Annotated in this window: 15 protein-coding genes; 12 read left to right on the forward strand and 3 right to left on the reverse strand. The window is 61.2% G+C overall.

Going from position 1 to position 23,680, the window contains the following annotated elements; translation table 11 throughout:
* Positions 1-2 precede the first annotated feature (2 nt).
* From treZ to RMV17_RS15000, 12 genes are all read left to right on the forward strand, one after another.
* Positions 3-1,805: a malto-oligosyltrehalose trehalohydrolase gene (gene treZ, locus RMV17_RS14945; RefSeq protein WP_311880810.1), complete on the forward strand. Its 1,803-nt coding sequence runs from the start codon at positions 3-5 to the stop codon at positions 1,803-1,805.
* Positions 1,802-3,880: a 4-alpha-glucanotransferase gene (gene malQ, locus RMV17_RS14950; protein ID WP_311880812.1), complete on the forward strand. Its 2,079-nt coding sequence runs from the start codon at positions 1,802-1,804 to the stop codon at positions 3,878-3,880. Before treZ ends, malQ begins: the two co-directional genes overlap by 4 nt.
* Positions 3,877-6,645: a malto-oligosyltrehalose synthase gene (locus tag RMV17_RS14955; protein WP_311880814.1), complete on the forward strand. Its 2,769-nt coding sequence runs from the start codon at positions 3,877-3,879 to the stop codon at positions 6,643-6,645. The genes malQ and RMV17_RS14955 overlap by 4 nt, the downstream gene beginning before the upstream one ends.
* A 27-nt stretch (positions 6,646-6,672) precedes the next feature.
* Positions 6,673-6,987 carry a DUF2934 domain-containing protein gene (locus tag RMV17_RS14960; RefSeq protein WP_311880816.1) on the forward strand — a complete coding sequence of 105 codons (315 nt, stop codon included), beginning with the start codon at positions 6,673-6,675 and terminating at the stop codon, positions 6,985-6,987.
* A 227-nt stretch (positions 6,988-7,214) separates the two neighbouring features.
* Entirely contained in the window at positions 7,215-9,374 is a 2,160-nt protein-coding gene (gene glgX / locus RMV17_RS14965) for a glycogen debranching protein GlgX (protein ID WP_311880818.1), read from the forward strand.
* 1 nt (position 9,375) lies between these two features.
* On the forward strand, positions 9,376-10,374 hold the full coding sequence (locus RMV17_RS14970) for an acyl-CoA dehydrogenase family protein (RefSeq protein WP_311880819.1): 999 nt from the start codon (positions 9,376-9,378) through the stop codon (positions 10,372-10,374).
* Complete coding sequence (locus RMV17_RS14975) at positions 10,371-11,129, forward strand: PIG-L family deacetylase (protein ID WP_311887052.1); 759 nt, start codon at positions 10,371-10,373, stop codon at positions 11,127-11,129. Before RMV17_RS14970 ends, RMV17_RS14975 begins: the two co-directional genes overlap by 4 nt.
* Positions 11,126-11,725 (forward strand): SAM-dependent methyltransferase, encoded by a 600-nt coding sequence (locus RMV17_RS14980; RefSeq protein ID WP_311880820.1) that lies wholly within the window; start codon positions 11,126-11,128, stop codon positions 11,723-11,725. The genes RMV17_RS14975 and RMV17_RS14980 overlap by 4 nt, the downstream gene beginning before the upstream one ends.
* Positions 11,722-12,408: a glycosyltransferase gene (locus RMV17_RS14985; RefSeq protein WP_034155972.1), complete on the forward strand. Its 687-nt coding sequence runs from the start codon at positions 11,722-11,724 to the stop codon at positions 12,406-12,408. Before RMV17_RS14980 ends, RMV17_RS14985 begins: the two co-directional genes overlap by 4 nt.
* Before the next feature lie 156 nt (positions 12,409-12,564).
* The gene (locus RMV17_RS14990) at positions 12,565-13,323 is read left to right on the forward strand and encodes a PIG-L deacetylase family protein (protein WP_034155971.1); all 759 of its coding nucleotides are present in this window, start codon (positions 12,565-12,567) and stop codon (positions 13,321-13,323) included.
* A gap of 205 nt (positions 13,324-13,528) precedes the next feature.
* Positions 13,529-14,311, forward strand: coding sequence for an endonuclease/exonuclease/phosphatase family protein (locus tag RMV17_RS14995; RefSeq protein WP_311880824.1), 783 nt, complete (start codon positions 13,529-13,531; stop codon positions 14,309-14,311).
* 390 nt (positions 14,312-14,701) lie between these two features.
* Positions 14,702-15,769 carry an autotransporter outer membrane beta-barrel domain-containing protein gene (locus RMV17_RS15000; protein ID WP_311880826.1) on the forward strand — a complete coding sequence of 356 codons (1,068 nt, stop codon included), beginning with the start codon at positions 14,702-14,704 and terminating at the stop codon, positions 15,767-15,769.
* Between the two features lie 124 nt (positions 15,770-15,893).
* On the opposite strand, the gene glgB is transcribed toward RMV17_RS15000, so the two are convergent.
* From glgB to RMV17_RS15015, 3 genes are all read right to left on the reverse strand, one after another.
* A complete protein-coding gene (gene glgB, locus RMV17_RS15005; protein WP_311880828.1) occupies positions 15,894-18,125 on the reverse strand; it encodes a 1,4-alpha-glucan branching protein GlgB in 2,232 nt (743 codons plus the stop codon).
* A gap of 2 nt (positions 18,126-18,127) precedes the next feature.
* Positions 18,128-21,469: a maltose alpha-D-glucosyltransferase gene (gene treS, locus RMV17_RS15010; RefSeq protein WP_311880830.1), complete on the reverse strand. Its 3,342-nt coding sequence runs from the start codon at positions 21,467-21,469 to the stop codon at positions 18,128-18,130.
* Between the two features lie 170 nt (positions 21,470-21,639).
* Entirely contained in the window at positions 21,640-23,634 is a 1,995-nt protein-coding gene (locus RMV17_RS15015) for an alpha-1,4-glucan--maltose-1-phosphate maltosyltransferase (protein ID WP_311880832.1), read from the reverse strand.
* Positions 23,635-23,680: the final 46 nt, after the last annotated feature.

A 23,680-nucleotide genomic window follows, 5' to 3' on the forward strand; every position in this document is an offset into this window, starting at 1 on the left:
CGATGCCGTTACGGTCTACTGAAACCTGGCCCCACGGCGCGATCATGCTGGACGCCGAACACACGCAATTTGCGCTATGGGCGCCGGATGCGTTTTACGTGAGTGTCGAACTCGAAAACGGTCAGTCGCTGCCGATGCTGCCTCAGGCAGACGGCTGGTTTGTGATCAAGGCCCGCTGTCCGGCGGGCACCCGCTACCGCTACAACATCGACGGCGAACTGGAGGTGCCCGACCCGGCCTCCAGAGCACAGGATGGCGACCTCGAGCACCACAGCGTGGTGGTCGATCCGTTGGCTTATCAATGGCGACACACGGCTTGGCACGGTCGGCCGTGGAGCGAAGCGGTGATCTACGAGTTGCACGTCGGTGCGCTCGGTGGTTTCGCGGAGGTCGAACAACATCTGGCGCGCCTTGCAGGCCTGGGCATCACCGCCATCGAACTGATGCCGCTGGCGCAGTTCCCAGGCGAACGCAACTGGGGCTACGACGGTGTTTTGCCCTACGCCCCGCAAGCTTCCTACGGCACCCCGGAACAACTCAAACACCTCATCGACAGCGCCCACGGCCACGGTCTGGCGGTGATTCTCGACGTGGTCTACAACCACTTCGGCCCGGACGGCAATTACCTGCATCGTTACGCCAAAGGCTTTTTTCGCGAGGACAAACACACGCCTTGGGGCGCGGCGATCGATTTCCGTCGCGACGAAGTGCGCGAGTTTTTCATCGAAAACGCCCTGATGTGGTTGCTCGAATACCGCTTCGACGGTCTGCGCCTGGACGCGGTGCATGCCATCGAAGACCCGGATTTCCTCACGGAAATGGCCCAGCGCATCCGCGCGCAGACCGACCCGAGCCGGCATGTCTGGCTGACCGTGGAAAACGAACTGAACCAGTCGAGCCTGTTGGAATACGACTACGACGCGCAGTGGAACGACGACGGCCATAACGCCCTGCACGTTCTGCTCACCGGCGAAACCGATGCCTATTACGCCGACTACGCCGCACAACCCACCGAACAATTGGTGCGCTGCCTCAGTCAGGGTTTTGTTTTCCAGGGGCACATCACCCGCCATGGCGAACCGCGCGGCGAGCCCAGCGAACACCTGCCCTCCACGGCGTTCGTGCTGTTCCTGCAAAACCACGATCAGATCGGCAACCGTGCGTTCGGCGAGCGCCTGCATCATCTGGCCGATCCGCGCGCCGTGCAGGCTGCGACCGTGTTGTTGCTGCTGTCACCGATGATTCCGCTAATGTTCATGGGCGACGAGTTTGCCGCCGAGCAGCCGTTCCAGTTTTTCACCAGTCACCACGGCGAACTGGCGAAACTGGTGCGCGAGGGCCGGCGCAATGAATTCGCCGCGTTCAGCGCCTTCACCGATCCGCACAAGCGCGAGCAGATTCCTGACCCGAATGCAGAAAAAACCTTCCACGCCTCACAGCCAAGGTTGATCGGCCATGGCAGCGAAAAACAGCAGGAAACCCTCGCGCTCTACCAGAAGCTCCTGCAATTTCGCCATCAATACATCATTCCCCACCTGTCCGGCACGCAAGCGCTCGGCGCCCATATGCTCGGTTATGGCGCGGTCAGTGCGCGCTGGCGTCTGGGCAATGGCAGCGAGCTGCGAATTGACCTGAACCTCAGCGACACGCCAGTGGTCAACCCTCCACAGACCGAGGCCGTGTGGTTGTTTCAACAGCCACCCACCGTCGATCTATCGGAATCGGGCGTACTGCCCGCGTATTGCGCGCTTGTCAGCCTCACGGCCGCAACCCCTTTGCAACCTCTGAATGGAGAGCGCCTATGAGCGATGCGCAACTGGAAATTCTTGCAAGCCGCGCCGGCCTCGCCGTCGACTGGATCGACGCCAACGGCCGCCCGCAAAAAGTCGCCCCGGCGGTGCTGCGCAATGTCCTGATCGGGCTCGGCCACCCCGCCAGCACCGCGCAGGAAATCGACGCCAGCCTGTTGGAACTGCAAGCCGTTCAACAAGACCGCCACCTGCCGCCGCTGTTGACCGCCGATGTCGGTGTCGGCGTGGATCTGGCGCGGTACTTCGCCCCGGAAACGCCGTGTGAAATCCACCTTGAAGACGGCTCACGGCTGAACCTGAAACTCGATTCCGAAGCGATATTGCCCGGGCTGATCCCGGTCGGTTATCAACAGGTGCACATCAGCGATCAGTATTTCACCTTGGCCGTGGCCCCGGAGCGCTGCTTCAGTGTCGGCGATGCGGTGGATAATCCGATTCCCCGCGTCTGGGGCCTGAGTGCGCAGTTGTATTCGCTGCGCCGCCCCGGCGACGGCGGTTTCGGCGATACCTTGGCGCTGGAAGACCTGGTCCGCGTGGCCGGTGAGCGCGGCGCCGATGCCTTGGCGATCAGCCCGCTGCATGCCATGTTCAGCGCCGATACCGGGCGCTACAGCCCTTATTCGCCATCCAGTCGGTTGTTCCTCAATGCTCTTTACGCGGCACCCGGGGCCATTCTCGGTGAGCGCGCCTTGCGTGATGCGATCGACGCGGCCGGCCTGGCCGAGCAGTTCGCGCAACTGGAAGACCTGACCCTGATCGACTGGCCGAGCGCCGCCGACGCCAAGCAAAAACTCTTGCAAGCGTTGTACGAAGGTTTCATCGCCGGTGACCATCCGCTGCACCCGGACTTCGCCAGTTTCCGCCACGCCGGTGGCGAAGCACTGGAAAACCATTGCCGCTTCGAAGCGATTCAGGAAATGCGCGCCGCCCGTGGCGAAAACCTCGACTGGCGGCAATGGCCGGAACACTGGCACGACCCACGCGGCGCGGCGCTCGAAGCCTTTGCCGAAGAGTACGCCGAACGCATCGGCTATTTCGCTTTTTGCCAATGGCTGATCCACCGTTGCCTGGAACGTGCGCAAACCGCCGCACGCAGCGCCGGCATGGGCATTGGCCTGATCGCCGATCTGGCGGTGGGTGCCGACGGCGCCGGCAGTCAGGCCTGGAGTTTTCAGGATGAATTGCTCGCCTCGCTCACCGTCGGTGCGCCGCCGGACATTCTCAATCGCTCGGGTCAGGGCTGGGGTATTTCCGCGTTCTCGCCGGAAGGCCTGATCCGCAATGGCTTTCGCGCCTTCATCGACATGCTGCGCGCCAACTTCGCCCATGCTGGCGGACTTCGCATCGACCATGTGATGGGCCTGCAACGCTTGTGGGTGATCCCCAACGGCGCGGCGCCGGCCGATGGTGCCTACCTGTATTACCCGGTCGATGACTTGCTGCGCTTGCTGACCCTCGAATCACATCGTCATCAGGCGATCGTCCTCGGCGAAGACCTCGGCACCGTGCCCGATGGTCTGCGCGAAAAGCTTATCGCCCGCTCCATGCTCGGCATGCGCGTGTTGTTGTTCGAACAGGACAACACCCATTTCAAACCAATTCTCGACTGGCCGGACAACGCACTCGCCACCACCAGCACTCACGATCTGCCGACGCTCAATGGCTGGTGGCATGGCCGCGACATCGACTGGAACGCACGTCTGGGCTTTGTCGATGCCAACGGTGAAATCGAATGGCGCCACCATCGTCAGCGAGAGCGTGAAGGCCTGCGCAGTGCGCTGAGCCAGGACCCGCAAAACTTTCGCGAAGAATCCCATGAGGCCGATCAAGTGGTCGATGCAGCGGTACGTTTCCTCGGCCATACCCGTGCGCCGCTGGTGCTGCTGCCACTCGAAGACGCGCTGGGCATCAACGAGCAAGCGAATTTTCCGGGCACCATCGACACCCACCCGAACTGGTCGCGACGTTTACCCGGCACCAGCGAAGCATTGCTCGATGACGCCGATGCGGCGCGACGTCTGGAACTACTCGCGTGCGCGCGTCTTCAGGCTGCCGAGCGTGACCAATGAATCAAGCGCTCATCCAGCCCCTGCGCGCGACCTTGCGCCTGCAATTTCATAAAGGCTTCACCCTTGAACAAGCCGTGCCACTGGTGCCGTACTTTGCCCGGCTCGGCATCAGCCATATTTATGCCTCGCCGCTGCTCGCGGCACGGGCCGGTTCCATGCACGGTTACGACGTGGTCGACCCGACCCAGGTCAACCCGGAACTCGGTGGCGAGCCAGCGTTAAGGCGCCTGGTCAGCACCCTGCGTGAACACAACATGGGGTTGATCCTCGACATCGTCTCCAACCACATGGCCGTCGGTGGCAACGACAACCCGTGGTGGCTCGACTTGCTGGAATGGGGTCGGCTCAGCCCTTACGGCGAGTTTTTCGATATTCAGTGGCACTCGCCCGACCCGTTGATGGAAGGCCAGTTGTTGCTGCCGTTTCTTGGCAGCGATTACGGCGTGGCGTTGCAGGAAGGCACGCTGAAGCTGCTGTTCAACCCACGCACTGGCAGCTTTTACGTCGAGCACTACGACCATCACTTCCCGATCTGCCCGAACGATTACGGTGAACTGCTGAAATCCGAGGAAGCGCTGAAGGCCTTGGCTGATCGCTTCAGCACGCTCAGTTATCAAACCGATGCCCACTCGCTGGCGATTCCACTGAAAGAAGAATTGCGGCAACTGGCGACGGATCCGTCAATCGCTGAGGCCATTGAAAACAACCTGCAACACTACGATTCGACCAGCGAAGAAGGCTTCCACAAATTGCATCAATTGTTGGAGCGTCAGAGCTATCGCCTCGCCAGTTGGCGCACGGCGGCGGATGACATCAACTGGCGGCGCTTCTTCGACATCAACGAGCTCGGCGGTCTACGCGTCGAACGTCCGGCGGTATTCGAAGCCACCCACGGCAAGATCTTCCAGTTGATCGCCGAAGGCTTGGTCGACGGCTTGCGCATCGATCACATCGATGGCCTCGCCGACCCGCGTGGTTATTGCCGCAAGCTGCGCCGCCGGGTTGATCTGCTGGCTCCGGGCAGGCACTTGCCGATCTACGTCGAGAAGATCCTCGGCGCCGGCGAAACCCTGCACCGCGACTGGGCGGTTGACGGCACCACCGGTTACGAATTCATGAATCAACTGTCGCTGCTGCAACACGACCCGGACGGCGAATACGTCCTGGGTGATCTCTGGCAACGGCGCACCGAACGCCCTGCCGCGTTCATCGAAGAAGCGCAACTGGCGCGTCAGCAGATTCTCAACGGCTCGCTGGCCAGTGATTGCGAAAGCGTCGCCCAGGCCCTGCTGCAAGTCGCCCGCGATGACCTGATGACCCGCGACCTGACCCTTGGCGCGATCCGCCGGGTGTTGCAGGCGTTGATCGTGCACTTCCCGGTGTACCGCACTTACATCAGTGCCATGGGTCGCTCCGAGCAGGACGAGGTGTTTTTCCAGCAGGCCATGGGCGGTGCACGGCAAACCCTCAGCGAAGCCGACTGGCCGGTGCTCGACTGCGTCGCTGCGTGGCTCGGTGGCACGCCGTGGCGACGCAAACCGCGCGGTCGTTCGCGCAAAATCCTCAAACATGCCTGCGTACGCTTTCAGCAACTGACCTCACCGGCAGCAGCCAAAGCCGTGGAAGACACCGCGCTGTATCGCTCGGCGGTGCTGCTGTCGCGCAACGACGTCGGCTACAACACCGAGCAGTTCAGTGCCCCGGTCAGCGACTTTCATGCAGTCAATCAGCAACGGTTGAATGAATTCCCCGACAACTTGCTCGCCACCGCCACCCATGATCACAAACGCGGCGAAGACACCCGCGCGCGGCTGGCCGTGCTCAGTGAACGCAGCCATTGGTACGCCGAGCAGATCGAATTGTGGCGCGCCCTCGCCCGTCCCGTTCGGGTTGACGATCAGATGCCGTCGAGCGGCGATGAGCTGATCCTCTATCAAGCGTTGCTCGGCAGTTGGCCGCTGCAATTGCGCGATGACGATCAGGCCGGGTTCGTCGACTACGCCAAACGTATCTGGCAATGGCAGCAGAAAGCCCTGCGCGAAGCCAAGCTGCAAAGCAGTTGGAGCGCGCCGAACGAAGCCTATGAAAACGCCGCACAGGCATTCACCGAAAAACTCCTCACCGGAGAGGAAGGCGAACTGCTGCGCGCCGCGCTGAGCAAGACCGTCAACAGCATCGCCGCCGCCGGCGCGCTTAATGGCTTGGCGCAAACCTTGCTGCGCATGACCGTGCCGGGGGTGCCGGATCTGTATCAGGGCAATGAGTTCTGGGACTTCAGCCTGGTCGATCCGGACAACCGCCGGCCGGTGGATTACGCCGCTCGTGAACACGCACTGGAGGCGCCATTGCCATCTGCGGAGTTGTTGGCGAACTGGCGTGACGGGCGCATCAAGCAAGCCTTGATCGCCCAGGTACTGAACCTGCGCGTCGAGCATGCCGAACTGTTCCGTCGGGGCACCTACCAGGCCCTGGAAGTGCTCGGCAGTCAGGCGCACAACGTGCTCGCGTTTGCCCGTGAGCACGGGGGGAAGCAGGCCATCGTGATCGTGCCGATCCGTTGCGCAACCCTGCTGGAAAACAGTGCTGTACCTCAGGTCGATGCGCTGCGCTGGGGCGATACGCGAGTGGTTTTACCGTTCGCCGCCTCTGACACAAACCTGAAGGGACTTTTTTCAAGCCGCGCAGTCACAAAAAACAGGGAGCTGAATATCAGCGACGCGCTGGGGGATGTCCCGGTCAATCTCTTTATCCAACACTTAACGTAAGCATGAGTTCAGTTCAGGAGCATTGCGATGAGTACCGACGATAAACGCATCCGCGAATTCGCCTATCAAATCTGGGAATCGGAAGGTCAGCCTGACGGTCAGGAGGCGCGCCATTGGGAGATGGCACGCAAGCTCGCTGAAGCGGAAGCCCTGGCACCGAAGAAACCGCCAAAAGCCGCTGGCAGCAAAACCGCGGGCAAGGCTACTGAGGCCAAGGCCCCCGCCGCCAAGCCGAAACCAGCGGCCAAAGCCAAACCGGCTAGCGCCGCGAAAGTGATTCCCCCGGGCGAAAAACCCGCCGAGAAAAAGCCTCGAGCGCCGAAGAAGCCTTCGGCGATCTGACGCTCTAACCGGATTATTGAACTGACTGAACGTGTGGCGGGTTCGCTCGCCACCGAGGGCTAACTCGCCCTCAAGAAACACACCCCCCCCTGTGGGAGCGAGCCTGCTCGCGAAAGCGGTGGGTCAGCTAACAGAGATGTCGGATGTGCCGACGCCTTCGCGAGCAGGCTCGCTCCCACAGGGGAAACAGTGTTAACCGAACTATCCCGATTTTTGCAGGAGCAATCATGACCCGTCCAAAGAAAGCCGAACCCACCGCGCACGCCGAGCCGTCGAGAATCCGTGAAGGCCTGCCCTTCCCGCTCGGTGCGACCTGGGATGGTCTGGGGGTGAACTTTGCTCTGTTTTCCGCCAACGCCACCAAGGTCGAACTGTGCATCTTCGACGATGCCGGCGAAGTCGAACTCGAACGCATCGAACTGCCGGAATACACCGACGAGATCTACCACGGCTACCTGCCCGATGCGCACCCGGGGCTGATCTACGGCTACCGCGTCTACGGTCCGTACGACCCGGCCAACGGTCACCGCTTCAACCACAACAAATTGCTCATCGACCCGTACGCCAAGCAACTGGTCGGCCAGTTGAAGTGGTCAGAAGCGCTGTTCGGCTACACCATCGGCCACCCCGACGCCGACCTGAGTTTCGATGAACGTGACAGCGCGCCGTTCGTGCCCAAGTGCAAGGTCATCGACCCGGCGCACACCTGGGGCAACGACCACCGCGTCAGCGTGCCGTGGGACAAGACCATCATTTATGAAACCCACGTGCGCGGCATCAGCATGCGTCACCCGTCGGTGCCGGAGAACGTGCGCGGTACCTTTGCCGGGCTGATGGTCGATGACGTGCTCGAACACATCCGCAAGCTTGGCGTGTCTACCGTCGAGTTGCTGCCGATTCACGCCTTTGTCAACGACCAGCATCTGCTGCACAAAGGCATGACCAATTACTGGGGCTACAACAGCATCGCCTTTTTTGCCCCGGACCCGCGCTACCTCGCCAGCGGCAAGATCGCCGAGTTCAAGGAGATGGTTGCGCACCTGCACGAAGCCAATCTCGAAGTAATCCTCGACGTGGTCTACAACCACACCGCCGAAGGCAACGAGCAAGGCCCGACCCTGTCGATGCGCGGCATCGACAACGCCTCGTACTATCGCTTGATGCCCGACGACAAGCGCTACTACATCAACGATTCCGGCACCGGCAACACCCTCGACCTGAGCCACCCATGCGTGCTGCAAATGGTCACCGACTCGTTGCGTTACTGGGCCAGCGAAATGCACGTCGACGGCTTCCGATTCGACCTGGCGACCATTCTCGGCCGCTATCACGATGGTTTCGATGAGCGTCACAGCTTCCTTGTCGCCTGTCGCCAGGACCCGGTGCTGCGTCAGGTGAAAATGATCGCCGAGCCGTGGGACTGCGGTCCCGGTGGTTATCAGGTGGGCAACTTCCCGCCGGGCTGGGTCGAGTGGAACGACAAATTCCGCGACACCGTGCGCGCCTTCTGGAAAGGTGACGACGGCCAGGTTGCCGATTTCGCCAGCCGCATGACCGCTTCCGGTGAGATGTTCAACCAGCGTGGGCGGCGTCCGTATTCCTCGGTGAACTTCATCACCGCCCACGACGGTTTCACCCTCAACGACCTGGTGTCGTACAACGACAAACACAACGAAGCCAACGACGAAAACAATCAGGACGGCAGCAACAACAACCTGTCGTGGAACCACGGTGTCGAAGGCCCGACTGACGATCCGGAAATCAATGCCCTGCGTCATCGGCAGATGCGCAACTTCTTCGCCACGCTGCTGCTTTCCCAGGGTACGCCGATGATCGTTGCCGGTGACGAGTTTGCCCGCACTCAGGACGGCAACAACAACGCTTATTGCCAGGACAGCGAAATCGGTTGGGTCAACTGGGATCTCAGCGAGGACGGCAAGGCACTGTTGAAATTCGTCAAGCGCCTGATCAAGTTGCGCCTGACTTACCCAATCCTGCGGCGCGGGCGTTTTCTGGTCGGCGAGTACAACGAGGACATCGGCGTCAAAGACGTCACCTGGCTGGCGCCGGACGCTACCGAGATGACTACCGAGCATTGGCACGATGCGCACAACCGCTGCCTGGGCATGTTGCTCGACGGTCGCGCGCAGGAAACCGGGATTCGCCGCAAAGGTGCGGATGCGACGCTGCTGCTGGTGGTCAACGCCCATCATGACATCGTCAATTTCACCTTGCCGGAAGTGCCGGACGGCGGCTTCTGGACCTGCATGATCGACACCAATCAGCCGTCGATCCGCGGTCAGGAACGCTTCGAGTTCGGTCACCAATACTCGGTTACCGGACGCTCGTTGCTGCTGTTCGAACTGCAACGTGATGAAGAAGATTGATATGGATCTGCACCGTTATCTGAGCCGACGTCCAGCGGATTATCCGCACACCGCCGCCCTCGGCAATTGCCTGCGGGCGCTGGTCGAGGCCGGGCTGGATCGCCTGCCGCTACCTGGCAGTGGCCGCACGCTGGAACGTTTTCAGCGATTGGCGGATGTCGGCGGGCATGATCTGGGTTTGTGCAAATTGTTCGAAGGCCATACCGACGCACTGGCGATCATTGAGCAACTGGGCGGCTCGCCGACACCGGGCAGCACCTGGGGCATGTGGGCAGCGGAACCGCCGCAGGCGAAGGTCAACGTCAGCCCGGTCGGGCACATGGTCGCATTGCACGGGCGCAAAGCGTGGTGCTCCGGTGCCGCCGTGCTCAGCCATGCCTTGCTCACCGCGTGGGATGCCGATGATCAGCAACAACTGGTGGCCGTCGCCCTCGACCAACCGGGCGTGACCGTCACCGAACAGGGCTGGCAAGCCGTGGGCATGGCCGCCACCGGCAGCGTTGAAGTGCTGTTCGACGGCGCCGAAGCGCAGGCCATCGGCAATCCCGGTGACTATCTGCAACGCCCGGGATTCTGGCAAGGCGGAATCGGCATTGCCGCGTGCTGGTACGGCGCCGCGCGGCAAATCGCCGAAGCGTTGCGCGCGCAGTGTGGCCAGCGCCCGGAACCCCACGCCCTCGCCCATCTCGGTGCGGTCGACAGTGCCTTGCAAGCGGCGGCGGATGTATTGCGGTTCAGCGCGCTGCACATCGATGCCCATCCCGAGGACCACGCCGAATTGCTCGCCCGGCGGGCCCGCGCGGTGGTCGAGCAGTCGGCCGAACAGGTAATGCGTGAAGTCGGTCGCGCCCTCGGCGCCGGGCCGTTTTGCAAGGATCGACACTTTGCCCGGCTCAGCGCCGATCTGCCGGTGTTCCTGCGCCAGAGTCATGCCGAACGGGATCTGGCTGCGCTCGGTCAATTGATTGCCGAACAAAGCGACGAGGCATGGACGTTATGAAAACCAACCCGATTGTCGGCCAGGGCACCAGCCTGCATCAGTGGCAGGCTTCGCGGCATCTGGCGGAGCTGGACAGCATCGACATCCTCAGTCTGGTGCCACCGAGTGCGCGGGCGGTGATTGTCGCGCCGCACCCGGACGACGAAGTGCTCGGTTGTGGCGGCCTGCTGCAATTGCTCGCTGCCGCTGGCCGGCCTTTGCAACTGATTTCGGTGACCGACGGCAGCGCCAGTCACCCGGGTTCCAGTCGTTGGCCGGTGGAACGTCTGAGCGTGGTGCGCCCACAGGAGTCTGCCGAAGCGCTGCGCCGCCTCGGTCTGCCGATGCATCGGGTGAAGTGGTTGCGCGGCGGTTTCACCGACACGCAGGTCGCCGCTCAGGAAGCTGAACTGGTCGACTTCATCGCGCGGCATCTGCGTCCCGACGACGTGCTCTTCACTACCTGGAGCGAGGACGGTCATTGCGACCACGAAGCTGTCGGCCGCGCCAGCGCCGAGGCTGCCCGTCGCGTCGGTGCGACTTGCCATGAATTGCCGGTGTGGACCTGGCACTGGGCAACCCCGGAGGACGCCTTCGTACCGTGGCAACGAGCACGCAAGATTCTCCTGAGCCCGGCGCAAGTCGCGCGCAAGCGCCACGCGGTGCACGCCTTCGCCAGTCAACTTGAAGGCGATCCTGACGCCGGACTCGGCCCGGTGCTCGCGCCCTACGTGCTCGATCGCCTGCTGCAGCCCTTCGAAGTGGTGTTTCTATGAGTGTCGACGATCGCTATTTCGACGGCCTGTTTGCCGGTAACGACGACCCGTGGGCGTTCCGTCAGCGCTGGTACGAGCAGCGCAAACGCGCGATCACCCTCGCCGCCCTGCCGCGTCCGCACTATCGGGCGATTTTTGAGCCGGGCTGCGCCAACGGCGAGTTGAGCGCCGAATTGGCCAGCCGTTGCGATCGCTTGCTGTGCTGTGACACGGCCAGTGCCGCAGTGGCGTTGGCGCGCACCCGTTTGAGCCTGTTCGATCACGCCGAGGTACGGCAAAACCGTCTTCCCGGCGACTGGCCGGAGGAAAAATTCGACCTGATCGTATTTAGCGAGATCGGCTACTACCTCGATAGCCAGGATCTGACAGAAGTGATCCGTCGAGCCAGTGATTGCCTGACTGCCGACGGCCAGTTCCTCGCCTGTCACTGGCGTCCACCCATCGACGACTGCCCGCTGAATGCGCGGCAGGTTCACGACCTGATTCACGACAAACTGCATCTGCCACGGCTGGTTCTGCATCAGGAAGCGGACTTCATTCTTGAAGTGTGGAGCCGCGAACCGCGCTCGGTGGCGGCACTGGAGGGCTTGCGATGATCGGCATTCTGATCCCGGCGCACAATGAGGAAGATCTGCTCGACGACTGCCTGAACGCGGCCATGCGCGCCAGCCGCCACGGTTTGCTGGCCGGTGAAAAGGTTGAGGTGTTGGTGGTGCTCGACAGTTGCACCGATCGTTCGGCGCAGATTGTCAGTCGCTATCCGGTGCTGAGCCTGCACATCGACGCGCGCAACGTCGGCCAGGCCCGGGCGGCCGGCGCACAGCTGTTGCTGGAGCGCGGAGCGCGCTGGATCTCCTGTTCGGACGCCGACAGCCGCGTCGCCGACGACTGGCTGGTGGCGCAGCTGGGGTTGGGTGCAGACGCGGTATGCGGTACCGTCACTGTCGAACGCTGGCATGAGTCGTTCGATGAGGCAGCGCAAATCCGCTACCACCGGGATTACCGTGCCTGCGATGGCCATCGGCATATCCACGGTGCCAATCTGGGCATCAGCGCCGATGCTTATCGCTGGGCCGGAGGCTTTAAACCGCTGGCTTGCGACGAAGATGTGCAGTTGGTGCGGGAGCTTGAACTCGACGGCGCGAACATTGCCTGGAGTCATCGCCCGCAAGTGCTCACCAGCGCGCGGTTCGACAGCCGTGCGCGCGGTGGCTTTGGTGACTATCTGCGAAATCTGGCACAGATGGAGCAAAAAAAAGCGGATCAGATTGATCTGTGACGCGACGAACTTCGCTTCATGAGCAATACTCTGCTTCGCGGCAATCCAGGGTTCGGAGCGTCGCAGGGCACTCAACCAGCCTTCACGGGTCGGTGGCGTCGGGCAATCACTGTCACGCGCACGACTGAGGGCGAGTCAACACAAGGACGTCATATCATGAAACCGTTAACCCTCAGCGACAGCAGTTCGTCGGCGCAAATCTGGAACAGCGCCGCGCAACTGGACAACATCCCCGTCATCAATACCCGCAGTCTGGTGCCCGACGGTGCCCGCGCCGTGGTCATCGCGCCGCATCCGGGCGATGAAGTGGTCACTTGCGGCGGCCTGCTGCAATTACTTTCCAGCCTCGGTCATCCGCTGCAACTGCTCTCGATCACCGATGGCAGCGCCAGCCATCCGGGTTCGCGGCAATGGTCGGAAAAGCGCCTGAGCGTATTCCGCCCGCAGGAAAGCGTCGAAGCCCTGCGCCGTCTCGGCCTGCCAATGCACAGCCTGAAATGGGTGCGCGGCGGCTTCACCGACAACGCTCTGTGCGACCAGCAAGCGCAAGTGACCGAATTCATCAGCCGCTACCTGCGCCCCGGCGACGTGGTGTTCAGCACCTGGCGCGGCGATGGCAACGACGACCACGAAGCGGTGGGCCGGGCCAGTGCGCAAGCGGCGGAACAGGCTGGCGCGACTTTTCACGATGTACCGGTTTGGGCCTGGCACTGGCCTGAACGCGACCAGCAACTGATTCCTTGGGAACGCGCGCGCAAACTGCGCCTCGACACCTGGACCGTGGCGCGCAAGAGCCACGCCACTCATGCGTATGCCAGCCAGCTCAACGGTGAACCGGCGATCGGCATAGCGCCGATGCTACCGCCGGTGATCCTCGAAAGAATGCGCCTGCCCTACGAAATCGTATTCGTCTGAATGCCAGAAGCACCGAGGTCCTGTGGGAGCTGGCTTGCCAGCGATGAGGCCGTAACCTGCACCTCATTGATCGCCTGATAGATCGCTATCGCTGGCAAGCCAGCTCCCACAGGGTACGGTGTGTTATCGAAGACTATCCAGAAGGAACTGCCGCCCCTCGCCATCAGTCGCATGAATAAGCGGCCCGCAATCCAGAGGAGTGAACGTGTCCAGCGATCCCAAGCGTCATGTTGTCGACGCGCCCGTCATCCATCGTCTAAGGGTGCTGACGGTCAACACCCACAAGGGTTTCACCGCGCTCAATCGGCGCTTCATCCTGCCGGAGCTGCGTGAAGCGGTGCGCAGCACCTCGGCTGACCTGGTGTTTCTGCAAGAAGTGGTGGGTGAACACGAACGGCATTCGAACCGCTACAACGAATGGCCGCAAACCTCGCAATACGAATTTCTCGCCGACAGCATGTGGAGCGACTTCGCCTACGGGCGCAACGCTGTCTACCCCGACGGCCATCATGGCAATGCGCTGCTGTCGAAATACCCGATCCGTGAATACCGCAACCTCGATGTGTCGATCACCGGCCCCGAACGCCGTGGCCTGTTGCACTGTGTGCTCGATGTGCCGGGTCACGCCGAAGTCCATGCGATTTGCGTGCACCTCAGTCTGTTGGAAAGCCATCGGCAATTGCAGTTGCAACTGCTCTGCCAGTTGCTCGAATCCCTGCCAGACGATGCCCCGGTGATCATCGCCGGTGACTTCAACGACTGGCAGCTACAGGGCAACGCCGCCCTCGCCCGTCGCAATTACCTGCACGAAGCCTTCGAGCGCCATCATGGGCGCCCGGCGAAGACCTATCCGGCGCGGTTTCCGTTGCTGCGACTGGATCGGATCTATCTGCGCAACGCCAGTAGCCGTGACCCGCAAATCCTCGGCAACAAGCCATGGACGCATCTGTCCGATCACCTGCCGCTGGCTGTCGAGGTGCATCTTTAGCCGCAATAGTGACAGCAATACCGCGCGCAATGGCGGTTGGTCGTTCGGCGGATCAGAGGTCTCGGCAGACCATCTGTCGGTAACTGAACACCTCTGAGCCGCGGCTTTCATCGCGTTATTCCATACAAACAAACACTTAGTTATGTGCAGAAAAACAAACGCTTGCAAATCCTGATTCAGGCCTACCGCTCATCGTTCAATTTCTTGACGGGTGCCTGCGACTCTTCTTATCTCTACCTTACTACCCCCGGAATCACCACCCGGGACGAGCCTTCGGACACTCGCGAAATCGAGCGGCCACGGTTCGCCCCGCTCCATTCGGTCGCCCCTCGTTCGGGGTAGGAGAGACGCCACATCGAGATACCGCATGCGCCTGCAAGGTAGACCTCCATGAAAACTTCCATCACCCCACACGAGATCAAAATCACTTTCTGCACAGTGTCGAGTTCTATCTTGCTGTGCTCATCCATGGAGGCGCAGGCCGGTCCTGCGGCGGATGAAACCACACCGTGGTATCGCGCGGATGTACCCGTCCTGACATTGCCCACCACCGTCATCACCCCCGGCCCGCAACGCTTCAGCCCACGGCCCGATCTGCAGGGCACACGCTTGATTACCGAAGACCTCGCACCCTCGGCTTGGGACGAGTTGTACGGTAGAAGCGCCCGGCAGGCGCAAACCGATGTGCTGTCGTCAGGCTACGCAATGCCCGGCAGCGGCGATTTCAAAGGCCCCGCCGTGTTGACTCTGCAAAGTGGTAGCCATACCCAGAAAATCGGACTGATCGGCGGCGTCAATCAGATTCAAGCCAATGGCAACGGCGTGCTCACCAGTCGCGCGTTGGCCGATCCGTACAGTGACACCCTCAATCTGCAAGGCCAGAGCCTCGGTGCCTATTACAGTTTGATCGGTGCCCAGGGCTGGCACGTCGATCTATCGGCCAGTGGCGGCCGGGTCAGTGGTTTCAGCCGCAACGAACAAGGCGCCCGGCAAGCCACCGAAGGTAGCGCGCTGACGTTGTCGGTAGAAGGCGGTTATCCGATCGGCTTGAGTGAGAACTGGGTGGTAGAACCGCAGGCGCAGTTGATCAATCAACGGATTACTCTCGACACGCCCTATGCAGGTTCAGGCAATGCGTCCTCCACCGACCTGACAGCCTGGAGCGGACGCGTCGGTGCTCGCTTGAGAGGCAGTTACGATTTGAATGGCCTGCCGGTCGAACCCTATGTGCGCACCAACCTGTGGCATACCGTCTACACCGGTAGCACGGTAACGCTGGATCAGGTCGACAAGATCAGCAGCAGCCGCAAGTCATCTACGGTTGAGTTGGGCCTGGGCCTGGTGGCGCGGGTGACACCAGCGGTGAGCCTGTATGTCAGTGCCGATTACAGCAGTGATGTCGATGACAATGATTTGAACGGGATTATTGGCAGCCTTGGGGTGCGGATGCGCTGGTGAGCGCTGAGCCGGATTTTGAAGGTGTCTGAACTGGCGCCTTCGCGAGCAGGCTCGCTCCCACATTTGGAATGTATTTCCCCTGTGGGAGCGAGCCTGCTCGCGAAGGCAGCGACACGGTCTCGGATCAACCCTCCGGTTTGAGGATCAACACCGCCAACGGCGGCAGATTCAGTTCCAGCGACAACGATTGACCATGGCTCGGCACTTCCTCGGTAAATGCCCCGCCGCCATTGCCGTAATTGGAACCGGCATAGGTGTCGGCATCGCTGTTGAGCAGTTCACTCCAGCGCCCGGCGAACGGTACGCCCACGCGATACGCCTGACGCGGCACCGGCGTGAAGTTGGCCACCACCAGCACCGGTTTGCCGTCCTTGCTCCAGCGCAGCCAGGCATAAACACTGTTGATCGCATCGTCGCCGATCAGCCATTGAAAGCCCTGCGGCGCATCGTCCTGGTCGTGCAGCGCCGGTTCTTCGCGATACAACCGATTGAGGTCACCGACCAGTTTCTGCACGCCTTTGTGCTCGGAATACTGCAGCAGATACCAATCCAACTGTTGATCGTGATTCCACTCGCGCCACTGGCCAAACTCGCAGCCCATGAACAACAACTTCTTGCCCGGATGGGTCCACATGAAGCTCAGATAGGCGCGCAGGTTGGCGAATTTCTGCCAGCGGTCGCCGGGCATCTTGTCGATCAGCGAATGTTTGCCGTGCACCACTTCATCGTGGGAGATCGGCAGAATGAAACGCTCGGACCAGGCGTAGACCAGACCAAAACTCAACTCGTTGTGATGGTGCGCGCGGTACACAGGATCCTGCTGAATGTAATGCAGCGAATCGTGCATCCAGCCCATGTTCCATTTGTAGGCAAAACCGAGGCCGCCCTGCTGCGTGCTCTGGCTGACGCCCGGCCACGCGGTGGATTCTTCGGCGATGACCAGCGCACCCGGCGCTTCCAGTTCAACCACATCGTTCAAGTGCCGCAGAAAATCGATGGCTTCGAGATTCTCGCGGCCACCGTGGCGGTTGGGCACCCATTCGCCGGCCTTACGCGAATAGTCGCGGTACAACATCGACGCCACTGCATCGACGCGCAGACCGTCGACATGGAAATGCTTCAACCAATGCAGCCCGGACGCCAGCATGTAACCGTGCACCTCAGTGCGGCCAAGGTTGTAGATCAGCGTGTCCCAGTCCTGATGGAAACCCTCTAGCGGGTTACCGTATTCATACAGCGCGGTACCATCGAACTGCGCCAGACCGTGGGTATCAGTCGGGAAATGCGCCGGTACCCAATCGAGAATCACGCCAATCTCGGCCCGGTGGCAGGCGTCGACGAATTCGGCGAACTGAGCAGGTGAGCCGTAACGCGCGCTCGGCGCAAATTGCGAGAGCAACTGATAACCCCAGGATCCGCCAAACGGGTGTTCCATGATTGGCATCAGCTCGATATGAGTGAAACCCAGTTCTTTCACATACGGAATCAGCCGCTCGGCCAGTTCCGGCCACGTGTACTGACGGGCGACTTCGCCCAGATCATCCAGCTCGCATTGCCACGAACCAGCGTGCAGTTCGTAGATCGACAGCGGCGCCGAGTGCTTGTGACGGTCGCGGCGGCTGTTCATCCAGTCCTGATCCTGCCAGTCGATTTGCAGCGGCTCGGCGACTTTCGACGCGGTGTCCGGCGGCAGACTGGTGGCCAGCGCCATCGGGTCGGCCTTCAGCGGCAGAATCCCGTGAGCGCCAAGAATTTCGTATTTGTACAACTCCCCCGCTTGCAGGCGCGGAATGAACAACTCCCAGACCCCGGACGGATGACGCAAGCGCATCGGATGCCGACGCCCGTCCCAGACGTTGAAGTCGCCAACCACCGACACGCGCCGGGCATTCGGCGCCCACACGGCGAAACGCACGCCATCGACGCCGTGCACGGTTTTCAGCTGTGCGCCGAGGCAGGCACTGAGGTCACGGTGATTGCCCTCGGCGAACAGATACAAATCCATTTCACCGAGCAGTTGACCGAAGCTATACGGATCCTCGGCAACCTGCTCGCCGCCGGCCCAGCGCGTACGCAACTGGTACGGCCGCGCCTGATCGAAATGGCCGACAAACAGCCCCGGCGTTTCGGTCTGCTCCAGTGGACCGCGTTCTTCACCGCTGTCCTTGTCCAGCACCACGACACTCAGCGCACCGGGTAGATACGCGCGAATGAACTGCCCGCCAGCGCCATCGCCGTGCGGGCCAAGAATGGAAAACGGGTCGTGATGTTCGGCGCGGACCAAGGCGTCGATATCTTTCGCCGAGGGCAGCAATGCTTCTTTGACCGCACCCTGTTCCTTGTTCGAGAAACTCATGACTACTCTCCACCAAGATCGGAAAAGGGTTTAAGCCCCGTCAATAACCCATACAAACCGTGCAACGGCACGGGCAGCCACGTGGGGCGATTTTCGGCTTCATAGGCCACTTCATAGGCCGCCTTCTCCAGGCCGAACAACGCCAGCGCGGCATCGGCACCCTCAGGATCTTGCCAAGCATGATCAAGACTAGCTGCCGCACGGCGATATGCCTGAACAAATGCCTCACGGGCCTCACGCAAATAGCGCTCGGCGACCAGACGCCGCGCCGTTTCAGACTCAGCGCTGTGGTCAACGTTGTGCACGTTGATCGTCATCGCGGCCGCGTAATCGAAGGAACGCAGCACGCCGCTGACATCCTTGTACGGACTGTGTTTGCCACGACGCTCGCTCAATGGCCGCGCCGGTTCACCCTCGAAGTCGATCAGATAGGCATCGCCCTTGATCACCAGCACCTGGCCCAAATGCAAATCGCCGTGGACGCGAATGCGCAAACCGCCGACGGCTTTTTTCGCCAGATCCTGCACATGCGTGAGGATGGTTTTCTTCTCGTCGATCAGGCGCTTCACCAGTTTCTGATCCGCCGCATTGAGTTCGCCCTGATGCTGTTTGAGCAGCTTCAGCGCGTGCTCGACCTGCGCCACGACATCCTTGCCCGTCGCCTGCATGTCCTTGGCCGTCGACACCTGCGGGGCGAATTCGGCATTGTCGGTGGGCGCGGCGAGCACCTTGTGCATCTCGCCCAGGCGCTGACCGAGCATGCCGGCAAAATCCTTCAACTCGCCGAGGGCGTTGTAATGCTGTTCCTGCTCGGACATGGCATCGGCCAGTTCATCGCGCAGCGCCCGTTCGAGGTTGTTCTGCGTCCATTCCCAGGCGTCGCCCTGATTGCTCAGATAGCCTTGGGCGATCATCAGCAGGTTGTCTTCGCCCTTGGCATCGCGGCGAATCACGGAGCCGAGCAGCGGAGAGATATTGGCAAATCCGGCCTCGGTCAGGTAAGCGCTCATCTCCAGTTCCGGGTGTACGCCAGAAGCGACTTTACGTATCAGCTTGAGCACCAGGCTGTTGCCGATCACCACCGAACTGTTCGATTGTTCGGCGGACAGATAACGCACTTCCGACTCAGCACCGAGGCCGAGTTTTTCCAGATGCGGCGTTGGTGCGAAGCGGATTTCACCCTCGGTCGACTCCAGCACGGTGTTGTTCTGCATGCCTTGCAGCACCGCACGAATAAACGCTTCAAGGCTGAACGCGTCGGTGATCAAACCGACTTGTCGTACACGGCGTACACGGGACAAGGCCAATTGCTGCGGCAACGCCGGGCCGACCTGATCCTCGGCAATAAAGCCGAACGGCAGTTGATAGCGACTGGTCTGCCCGCCACTGGTGACTTCGATTTCGCTGAGCAGCACCGGATGCTGCGCATCGCCGAAGCGCACGCCGTAGGCCAGATGCACTTTGTCGATGGCCGCATCCTTGCCTGCGAACCAGCGCCGGTTCTGCAGCCAGCTCGGCAGGATGCTTTGCTCCAGCGTCGTCCGTGACGGTGCTTCGAGCAGTTCTTCCATGCGTTTTTTCAGCACCAGCGTGGTGAAGTCCGGCAGGCTCTGCGCCGGTTCCACATGCCAGCTCGGCATCTGGTTTTCCGCCGCCAGGGCGAACCAGTAGAAACCGTACGGTGCCAGGGTCAGGAGAAAATTCAACTGGCCGATCGGCGGGAAAGCGTTACCGCCAAGCATCTCCACCGGCACCATGCCGACGTAGGCCGACAGGTCCAGCTCCACCGCTTGCGCACTGCGCGAAACGTTGGCCACGCACAGAATGATTTCGTGCTTGCCATCGGCATCGGTGAATTCACGGGTGTAAGCCAGCACGCGACGGTTGTTCGGCGAGAGCATCTTCAAGGTGCCACGGCCGAAGGCTTTGGACTGCTTGCGCACCGCCAACAGACGCCGGGTCCAGTTGAGCAGCGAATGCGGATCGCCGGACTGGGTTTCGACGTTGACCGACAGATAGCCGTATTGCGGGTCCATGATCGGCGGCAGCACCAGACTCGCCGGGTCGGCGCGGGAAAAGCCGCCGTTGCGGTCGATCGACCATTGCATCGGCGTACGCACGCCATCACGGTCGCCGAGGTAGATGTTGTCGCCCATACCGATTTCATCGCCGTAATACAACGTCGGCGTACCCGGCATCGACAGCAGCAGGCTGTTGAGCAGTTCGATACGGCGACGGTCGCGCTCCATCAACGGCGCTAAACGTCGACGGATACCGAGGTTGATCCGCGCGCGACGGTCAGCCGCGTAGTAGTTCCACAGATAGTCACGCTCTTTGTCGGTGACCATCTCCAGCGTCAGCTCATCGTGGTTGCGCAGGAAAATCGCCCACTGGCAGTTGGCGGGAATTTCCGGGGTCTGGCGCAGAATATCGGTGATCGGGAAGCGATCTTCCTGGGCCAGCGCCATGTACATGCGCGGCATCAGCGGGAAGTGAAAGGCCATGTGGCATTCATCACCGTTGAGGCCTGCAGCATCGGTGTCGCCGAAGTACAACTGAGTGTCTTCCGGCCATTGGTTGGCCTCGGCGAGTAGCATGCGGTCGGGATAGTTGGCGTCGATTTCCGCACGGATCTGCTTGAGAACGTCGTGGGTTTCCGGAAGGTTTTCGTTGTTGGTGCCGTCGCGCTCGATCAGGTACGGAATGGCGTCGAGACGCAGGCCGTCGATGCCCATGTCCAGCCAGTAGCGCATCACCGAGAGCACGGCTTTCATCACTTGCGGGTTGTCGAAATTCAGGTCGGGTTGGTGCGAATAGAAACGGTGCCAGAAGTACTGGCCGGCGACCGGGTCCCAGGTCCAGTTGGATTTTTCCGTGTCGAGGAAAATGATTCGCGTACCGTTGTATTTCTGGTCGTCATCCGACCACACGTAAAAGTCCCGCGCCGCCGAGCCGGGCTTGGCCTTGCGCGCCCGCTGGAACCACGGGTGCTGGTCCGAGGTGTGGTTGATGACCAGCTCGGTGATCACCCGCAAACCGCGTTTGTGTGCTTCGGCGATAAAGCGTTTGGCGTCGGCCATGGTCCCGTAATCGCTGTGCACGCCACGGTATTCGGCGATGTCGTAGCCGTCGTCGCGGCGTGGCGAGGGGTAGAACGGCAACAGCCAGATGGTGTTGACGCCGAGGTCGGCGATGTAATCGAGTTTGGCGATCAGGCCGGGAAAGTCGCCGATCCCGTCGTTGTTGGAGTCGAAAAACGATTTGACGTGAACTTGATAGATCACCGCGTCCTTGTACCAGAGCGGGTCTTTGATGAAGGTGGCTGCCTTGGGTTTCTTCGCCATGTGAAACTCCTGTTCAATTCTAGAAAAGCCGTGAGCCGATCACCTGACTCCAACTCAATGAGCAACCTGTGGGAGCGAGCCTGCTCGCGAATGCGGATTAACATTCAGCAAAAATGTCGCGTGCAAAATTGCTTTCGCGAGCAGGCTCGCTCCCACAGGGGGATCTGTGTTCAGGCAGTAATTCGCCAGATGCCGAACGGCTGGTAAGCCGGGTCCAGGCGCATGAACTGATATTTGCCGTGCCAGTCCCAGCGATGCCCGTTCATCAAGTCTTCGCCGTGGGTGGTCGCGTCATCAGGCAGGCCCATTTCCCACAGCGGCAGTTCGAAATTCGCCTCCTGCACGTTGTGCGGATCAAGGCTGACCGCGACCAGAATGAAATTGCTGCCGTCGAAGCTGCGCTTGCCGAAATACAGAATGTTGTCGTTCCAGGCGTTGTAGACCTTCAGGCCCAGATGCGTGTGCAGCGCCGGGTTCTGCCGGCGGATGCGGTTGAGCTGGGCGATCTCGGCAATGATGTTGCCGGGCGCGGTGAAGTCGCGGACGCGGATCTCGTATTTCTCCGAGTCGAGGTATTCCTCTTTACCCGGCACCGGCGCCGACTCGCACAGTTCGAACCCCGAATACATGCCCCACAGTCCCGAGCCCATGGTCGCCAGCGCGGCGCGGATCAGAAACCCCGGACGCCCGGATTCGTGCAGGAACGCCGGGTTGATATCCGGCGTATTGACGAAGAAGTTCGGCCGGTAGCATTCGCGCCACGGCGATTCATTCAGTTCAGTGAAATACGTCGCCAGCTCAGCCTTGCTGTTGCGCCAGGTGAAATAGGTGTAGCTCTGGGTGTAACCGACCTTGCCCAGCCGCGCCATCATTGCCGGCGTGGTAAAGGCTTCAGCGAGGAAGATCACTTCCGGATACAGCGCACGAACATCGGCGATCAGCCATTGCCAGAACGGCAGCGGTTTGGTGTGCGGGTTGTCGACGCGGAAGATCTTCACGCCCTCCTCGACCCAGCCAATGACGATGTCACGCAACTCGATCCACAGGCTCGGAATCGCGTCCGGCGCATAGAAGTCGACGTTGACGATGTCCTGGTATTTCTTCGGCGGGTTCTCCGCGTATTTGATCGTGCCGTCGGGGCGCCAGTTGAACCAGCCCGGGTGCTGCTTGAGCCACGGGTGATCCTGGGAACATTGAATGGCGAAGTCGAGGGCGATTTCCAGGCCATGATCGGCGGCAGCGGCCACCAGTCGGCGGAAGTCTTCGCGGGTGCCGAGTTGCGAGTGAATCGCCTCGTGACCACCTTCCTCACTGCCGATGGCATAAGGGCTGCCCGGATCATCGGGGCCGGCGGTCAGGGAATTGTTGCGACCCTTGCGGTGCGCGCGGCCAATCGGGTGGATCGGCGTGAAATAGAGCACGTCGAAGCCCATGTCCTGAATCATCGGCAAACGCGCGTGCACGTCATTAAAGGTGCCGTGACGGTGCGGATCGTCGGTGATTGAGCGCGGAAACAGTTCGTACCAACTGGCAAATTCGGCCAGTTCGCGTTCGACGTCCATCGGGAATTCGGGACTGACACTCAAATAGGCGCGGTGATCGGCCTCAGCCATCAATTGCGCACTGCGCGAGTGCAGAAACAGCGCGACCTGCTCGGTTTCGAGCAGCCCGGACAATTCGTGGTGCAACGCGGCAAGCTGTTCGCTGAGCTGACCTTCGCTGCGTTCGGCGGCCTGTTGCACCATGCTCCGGCCTTCCTGCAATTCCAGCGACACCGGAACAGCAGCGGTGTGTTTCTTCTCCAGTTCATACTGAAAACTGGCGAAGTGGTCGATCCACGCCTCGATGCAATACAGGAAGCGCCCCTGATGTTCAGGGCGGAACTGGCCTTGCCAGCCATTGTTGCCCTGATCGGCCATGACCTCGCTTTGCCAGGTCTCTTCGCCTTCCTCGCGCCAGCGGATGCGCACCGCGAGTTTGTCGTGACCGTCGGCAAACACCTTGCTGGTGACCACCACTTCGCGGCCGGCAATCGACTTCACGGCGAACTGCCCGCCCTCGAGGGTCGGCATGGTGTTTTCGATGGCAATGCGCGGCAGCAGCAACGCCTGCGACAGCGGCATGTGCGGGTTGTAGCTGAGTTCTGAGGGTCTTTCAGCAGTCATTGAGCATCTCTCCTTAACGCCCCAAGGACGCTCTTGTGCCGGATCA

The sequence above is a fragment of the Pseudomonas sp. VD-NE ins genome (assembly GCF_031882575.1).
GTDB classification, from domain to species: domain Bacteria; phylum Pseudomonadota; class Gammaproteobacteria; order Pseudomonadales; family Pseudomonadaceae; genus Aquipseudomonas; species Aquipseudomonas fluorescens_BZ.